The 6,187-nt window shown below is 53.9% G+C and carries 5 protein-coding genes and 1 pseudogene; 1 reads left to right on the forward strand and 5 read right to left on the reverse strand.

Annotated elements, in window-relative coordinates; genetic code table 11:
* The coding region (locus tag T260_RS122380) for a HAMP domain-containing protein (RefSeq protein ID WP_023634607.1) at positions 1-798 on the reverse strand (798 nt) is incomplete at its 3' end.
* Positions 799-1,012: 214 nt separating this feature from the next.
* Positions 1,013-2,365, reverse strand: a complete 1,353-nt coding sequence (locus T260_RS122375) for an MDR family MFS transporter (protein WP_023634608.1) — start codon at positions 2,363-2,365, stop codon at positions 1,013-1,015.
* Positions 2,366-2,459: 94 nt separating this feature from the next.
* On the opposite strand from T260_RS122375, the gene T260_RS1000000140410 reads away from it, so the two are divergent.
* Positions 2,460-2,630, forward strand: coding sequence for a hypothetical protein (locus tag T260_RS1000000140410; RefSeq protein ID WP_155824521.1), 171 nt, complete (start codon positions 2,460-2,462; stop codon positions 2,628-2,630).
* Between the two features lie 11 nt (positions 2,631-2,641).
* On the opposite strand, the gene T260_RS122365 is transcribed toward T260_RS1000000140410, so the two are convergent.
* The 3 genes and pseudogenes from T260_RS122365 to T260_RS0121235 all read right to left on the reverse strand — a co-directional run.
* On the reverse strand, positions 2,642-3,667 hold the full coding sequence (locus T260_RS122365; protein WP_011230807.1) for a C40 family peptidase: 1,026 nt from the start codon (positions 3,665-3,667) through the stop codon (positions 2,642-2,644).
* 208 nt (positions 3,668-3,875) lie between these two features.
* Entirely contained in the window at positions 3,876-5,768 is a 1,893-nt protein-coding gene (gene mutL / locus T260_RS122360) for a DNA mismatch repair endonuclease MutL (RefSeq protein WP_011230806.1), read from the reverse strand.
* 14 nt (positions 5,769-5,782) lie between these two features.
* Positions 5,783-6,187 (reverse strand): annotated as a pseudogene (locus tag T260_RS0121235) (DNA mismatch repair protein MutS); the annotation flags it as partial.

The following is a 6,187-nucleotide window of genomic DNA, read 5'->3' on the forward strand; positions in this document are numbered from 1 at the left end:
AAACGCCAACGAAAAATCGGCCGAAAATTCGCGCAAGTTTTTCGCCATTTGCTCAAACGAAGCGGCGAGTGCGCCAATTTCATCGCGGTTGCGAACCGAGAGCCGCCCGTCCGTCAAATCGCCGGCGGCGATCCGCTTCGCCGCTTCCGACAGCGCCAATAGCGGGCGGGAAAGCGAGCGGCTGATGTAATAGCTGACGGTCGCTCCAGCCGCCGCCGTCAACAAGCCGACGATGATGATCAGCCGCTGGACCGCAGCCGCCGATGCGCTCGCATCATCATTAGCTTCCTTCATTTCCCGCTGCTGGAGAGCGACCAATTGATTCACCTTTTCATCAAATTGGGTTGTTAAGTCGCGCCCTGTTGTGGTCACAAGGGCGATGTACTGCTCCGGTTTGTTTTGCGCTTTTAGGTCGAACGTTTTTTGCCCAAGTTCGTAAAACTGCTGTTCAAGCAAATCGAGCTCGGCAAGCAACTGTTTCGTTTCTTCCCGCGTCAGCTCCGCCGCAAGCTTTTCGCTTATTTTCTTGTACTCCCCATGCGCTTTTTCAAAATTTTTCCTTGACGTCTCATCGCCGGTCAACAAATAGCCGCGCATGCTGCCGACCTCGCGGCGGATCAATACTTCAAGCTCTTTGGCATTGACAAGCTTCGTCACCCGTTTGTCGATCACATCGGTGTATGTACGGTCAAGAGTCGAAATTTCGTAATAAGAAAACCCGACTAGCAGCGCGATCAACACGTAGACGAGGCCGAAGCCAGCCAGCAGTTTTTTGCGCACGGTCATTTTCATGTTCATTGGCAAGTCCTCCGTCTGTGAATCAGTATGTTGTTCCATCTACATTATCGGATGATAACAGCCAATGTTTAGTATTTTTTTTGGCTCTTTCGCCATCTTTGATGAAAAGGCCTGCTTCATTGAGAAAATCAACTGGATTTTCTCAATGAGCCTCCTCTTTCACCGTAAACTCGCAAGGAGAGCAAACCGGCCGCCCCCATGCCGCTTCCCCGCCTTACGCCGTTCCTTCCGGCTGCCACGTGTTTCGGCCGGTTTCGGCTTCATCATGAATGAAAAGCGAGGTGACAAGCGCGGCGATGCTGCCAATGAGGCCGAATAAAAACAAATGATGGATGCCGGTCATAAACGTCGGCGCCTTCGTCAAAAACGCTCCCATGACGGTCACGCCGATCGCCGTGCCGATATTGCGGCAAAACATAAAAAAGGACGTCGCGATTCCTTTTTCATGGACGTCCGCAAGCTGCTGCGAGCCGATGACGCCGACGGTCGAGGTCAACCCAAACGACAGCCCTTGGACAAACATGACGAAAAACACATACCAAAACCCGTGACTTTCGTTCAGCAGCGCCAGAAGCAAGCCGGACGCAACCAGCAGCACATTGCCGATGATGAGAAGCGGACGGTAGCCATAGCGCAAAATCCATTTCCCGGCCGGCACGGCGGCGATCATCCAACCAACGGACGAGCCGAGCAAAGCGACGCCGCTGATAAATACCGATAAATGAGCAACATTTTGCAAAAAGAGCGGAATGTAGCTTGACGTGCCAAACAGCGCGACGCAGCTGACAAAGCCGTTAATGTTCATCCATTTGAGCGTGCGGTGATGAACAAAAAAAAGCGCCGAAAAATATTGCAACACCGCGGCGGACGAAAGAANTTTTCGGCCAACTTTTAAGAGCGCACCGGCCGCCCCGTACCACCATTGTCCGCGCTTCGCAACAGTGACGAGCAAAAGCAGGCTGACTGCGGCGGCAAATAACACCGCCCCCATATAGTCAACCGCCGCCCGCTTCGGTTCATATACTTCTTTATATGGAAACAACGTCACAAGCGAGAGCAGGCAAATGGGAATGTTGACATAAAAAATCCAGCGCCATGTCGCGTATTCGACAAACAGCGAGCCTAAAAGCGGCGCCAAGACGGCGGAAATCCCCCACATGGCGGTAAAAAACGCCTGGATCTTTCCGCGCTTTTCCACCGGAAACAAATCGCCGGCGATAATGGCCGGAAACGGCATCATAAACCCGGCGCCGACCCCTTGTACGGCGCGGAACAGGACGAGTTGCACCATATTTTGCGACAAACCGCAAAGAAGCGAGCCAATCAAAAATAAAATGATGCCAAAGCTGAATACGTTTTTGCGGCCAAACAGGTCGGACAGACGGCCGGCAATCGGTGACAGGACGGTTGTCGTAATCATGTATGACGCAAACGCCCATGCATAAAGGGAGAATCCCCCAAGTTCTTTGGCGATGATCGGCATCGTCGTGTTCATGATCGTCGTATCCATCGAGGCGACGAGCATGGCCAGCACAATGCTCACCATCACGGACAGACGGCTGTTCATACCAATGCCCTCCTTTTTGATCATCTATGAATATCTTATTTTACATGATGAATCATCATGGCACCAAATGATACGCGCCAGAAAGCCGGACTATTTGTACTTGTTGCTGTTTTTTGTTGCCTTAAAAGCAGAAAGCCTCAAAACCGCTAACCCGTTTTTCCGCGGCATCATCCTGCATCTTTGTTGGATTCGGCTTTCACTCGCACGAACAACAAAAAAGCTGTTCACCGAAGCGCCTAAGGCTTCGCACGAACAGCTGCGTTAATCGTCTTTCATTTAGTTGATGACCCGAACCGCTTTTACATACCGCGTTTTCCAATAGGATGACGTCAGCGACGAATACGCAACACCCAACGAAACGGTCGCGTTGATCATTTGCCCGTTGCCAGCGTAAATGCCGACATGGTTGATCGTCCCATTTGAATCGGTGTCAAAAAAGACGAGATCGCCTTTTTGCAATTGGTTAAACGACACCGTTCTTCCGGCTTGCGCTTGAGCGGTGGATGTGCGCGGCAGCGAAATGCCGGCTTCGCTGAAGACGCGCATCGTAAACGATGAGCAGTCAAACACATCGGTGCGCGACGGGCTTGCTCCGTACAAATAACGCGCCCCTAAATATTTTTCCGCAATATCGATGATTCGGTCGGCAAGCGATGCGGACGACTCAGTGGCAGCCGAGTTGGCGGCCGATACTTGCTGCTTGGCCTCCCGGACATCAGTCGTTCCGCCCGCCACTTTAATGGCTTGGCCAATGCGGATGGTGTTCGGGTTTGTAATTTGCGGATTCAGTGCCAATAGACGGTCGACCGTCGTTTGAAACTTGTTCGCAATCTCAAGCAGCGTATCCCCCGCCTGCACGATATACCGGCCGCTTGTCGGCACGGCTGCCGGCTGCACATTGTATGTATTGGAACGTTCCTGTTCCCCTGCTACTTGCAGCTTCTGCCCGGCGCGAATGAAGTCTGGGTTCGTAATGCTTGGATTAAGCTTGAGCAACGCATCCACAGTCGTGCTAAACTTGCGGGCGATTCCGCTTAGCGTATCACCAGGCTCGACCGTATATGTATTCGAAGAAGTTTCGTTCGATTTATTTGGTTCATTGACGCGCAATACTTGTCCGGGAAAAATCAAATCCGAAGACAAACCGTTTTCTTGCTTTAACGCGGCGACCGTCGTGCCGGATTGCCGGGCAATCTTCCAAAGCGTATCGCCTTTTTGCACCGTATAGCTCGCCGCCGATGCCGCGTGGCCGGCCAACAGCGAGCCGATCAACGTGCTTGTCAATACAACCGTCTTTTTCATGCTGCATCCCCCTATGACGTCGATGTATCCATCTTTATGTATCCATGTTTATACAAAATTCGCTATCACTCTACAAAATTCACCACGTATTCCTACACATGAGCCATTATAGTAAAATCAAAGCAATCCGTCTGTAACAGAAAGAATAAAAGTAGATTACAAAACGATTACAAAAAGCGCCCCCTTTGTCGCGCAAAGGGGGCGCAGGCTACATCACCCGTTTAAATAGTTTTTCAATTTCATATGTCGAAAAATGAACGATGATCGGCCGGCCGTGGGGACAAGTAAATGGGTCCGTTGTCTGCCGCAGCGCCTCAAGCAAAGCGAACAGTTCATCCTGGCGCAAATGTTGGTTTGCTTTAATGGCGCGCTTGCAACTCATTAAGATCGCCGCTTGTTCGCGCAATTGCTTGATGTCGACCGTTTTGGCCGCCAACACTTGTTCGATCATTTCCTCGATGATTTCCCTTTCTCTCCCTTTCGGAAACCACGTCGGATGGGAGCGAACGAGAAACGCCCGCGGCCCAAACGGCTCAAGAAACACGCCGCAGCGCGCCAGCTCATCGCGGCAGGCGGCGATCCGCTCGTACTCGTCGGCTGGATATTCAAACATCAACGGAACGAGCAGCTCCTGCACTTCCTTCGTGGCTTCGCCGAGTTTTTCCCGGAAATATTCATAGTTGATCCGCTCTTGAGCCGCATGCTGATCGATCATATACAGCCCATGTTCGTTCTCCGCCAAAATGTACGTCCCATGCAATTGTCCAATCGGATAAAGCGGCGGCAGGCGATCGGCCGCCGCTTTATCCTCCGCTTGCCCATCTGTCGGCAAGCGGGGAGAGCACCGCTCTTCTCCCACCTCTTCCTCCTGCTTTCGCTCAAAAGCGGGCCCATGTTCGTCCAGTATTCCACATTCATCCGTCTGCACAGCCGCGGATGGCCGCTCAGCCGGTGCGTCACCGGTTAGCGGCGCAAGAGGGGCGGTCGCATCTTCCCCGCCGCCGATGTCGCTCGATAAGACAGACGGCTCGCGGACGCGATGAGTGAACGTCCAAGCCGCCTGCTCCGCCTTTGGTTTTGCCATCTTGCTGTCGGCAGATACGGACGGAATGAGCGTCCGCTTGCGAAATGCCTGGCGGATGGCGTCTGTGACGAGCTCATTCAGCTCTGCTTCCTTGCTAAAGCGGACTTCGAGCTTTGCCGGATGGACGTTGACATCGACAAGCACCGGATCCATTTCAATGGATAAAAACACAATCGGATAGCGGCCGATCGGCAAGAGCGTATGGTAGCCGGCTTCAATCGCTTTCATGAGCGGCACGCTGCGCACATAGCGGCCGTTGACAACAAGCGAGATGTAGTTGCGCGAGGCGCGCGTCACGTCCGGCGGCGAAATGTAACCGCGAATAGTAAAATCGAGCGATTCCGCTTCAATGGGGATCATTTGCCTCGCCGTCTCGGCGCCGTAAATAGCGGCGAGCACGTGCCGAACATCGCCGCTGCCATTGGTGGCAAGCAATGTTTTGCCCTGGTGGCGGAGGCGAAATGATACGTCCGGATGGGCGAGCGCTAGCCGGTTGACGACGTCGGCCGCATGACCGAGCTCGGTGTGGATCGTTTTCATATATTTCAAGCGCGCTGGGGTGTTGAAAAACAAGTTCGATACGGTAATATCCGTTCCTTTGCGCCCCGCCGCCCGCTCGCGGGAGACGAGTGCGCCGCCTTGAAGCACAAGCTTCGTTCCCGGTCCGCTGCCCGTGCCGGTCGTCAGCTCCACTTCGGATACAGAAGCGATGCTCGGCAGCGCCTCACCGCGGAACCCGAGCGTGCGGATGCGGAACAAATCGTGCTCGTCATGAATTTTGCTTGTCGCATGGCGTTCAAAAGCGAGCAAGCAGTCGTCTTCCTCCATGCCGTCGCCGTTGTCGATGACGCGGATTTTCGCCATTCCCGCCTCTTCAAGCTCGATGTTGATGACCGTACTATGGGCATCAATGGCGTTTTCCACCAACTCCTTGACGACCGAAGCCGGCCGCTCGACGACCTCGCCGGCGGCGATTTTGTTTGCCAGCAGGTCATCGAGCTTGCGGATGCGTCCCATCGGGCCTCCCTCCTTTACTTGAGGAGCTTTTGCAGTTCATACAGTTTGTTGAGCGCCTCAAGCGGCGTCATCTCGAGCAAATTGATCTCTTTCAGCGCCGCGAGCGCCTTTTTCTCTTTGCTTGAAAGAGGCGGCTCCACAGGCGCCGGGGCAAGGTCAGGAAACATGCTCAGCTGCTCAAACGCCGCTTCCGCCAAAACGCCCTCCCGCGCCGCGCCGGCTGACGGACGGGAGGCCTTCTCGCGCTCAACCTTGCTGCCGACGTCTAACGCTTCGTTCCCCTGAAAAGCCAAACCCGCTTCCGCCAAAGCGCCATCGTCCATCCTGCCTGCGGCGGCTTCCTGTTTTCCCGCCGCTTTCTCCAGTTCCGCTAAAATGGCCCGCGCGCGTTTTTTCGGCTGATTTTTCGCACGAAATGC

This window comes from Geobacillus thermopakistaniensis, from assembly GCF_000498995.1.
Lineage (GTDB): Bacteria > Bacillota > Bacilli > Bacillales > Anoxybacillaceae > Geobacillus > Geobacillus thermoleovorans.

Bases quoted from the DNA above. Each gene is read 5' to 3' on its own strand.
- T260_RS122365 (WP_011230807.1), bottom strand. From the start codon at position 3,667: ATGAAAAAGACGGTTGTATTGACAAGCACGTTGATCGGCTCGCTGTTG.
- mutL (WP_011230806.1), bottom strand. From the start codon at position 5,768: ATGGGACGCATCCGCAAGCTCGATGACCTGCTGGCAAACAAAATCGCC.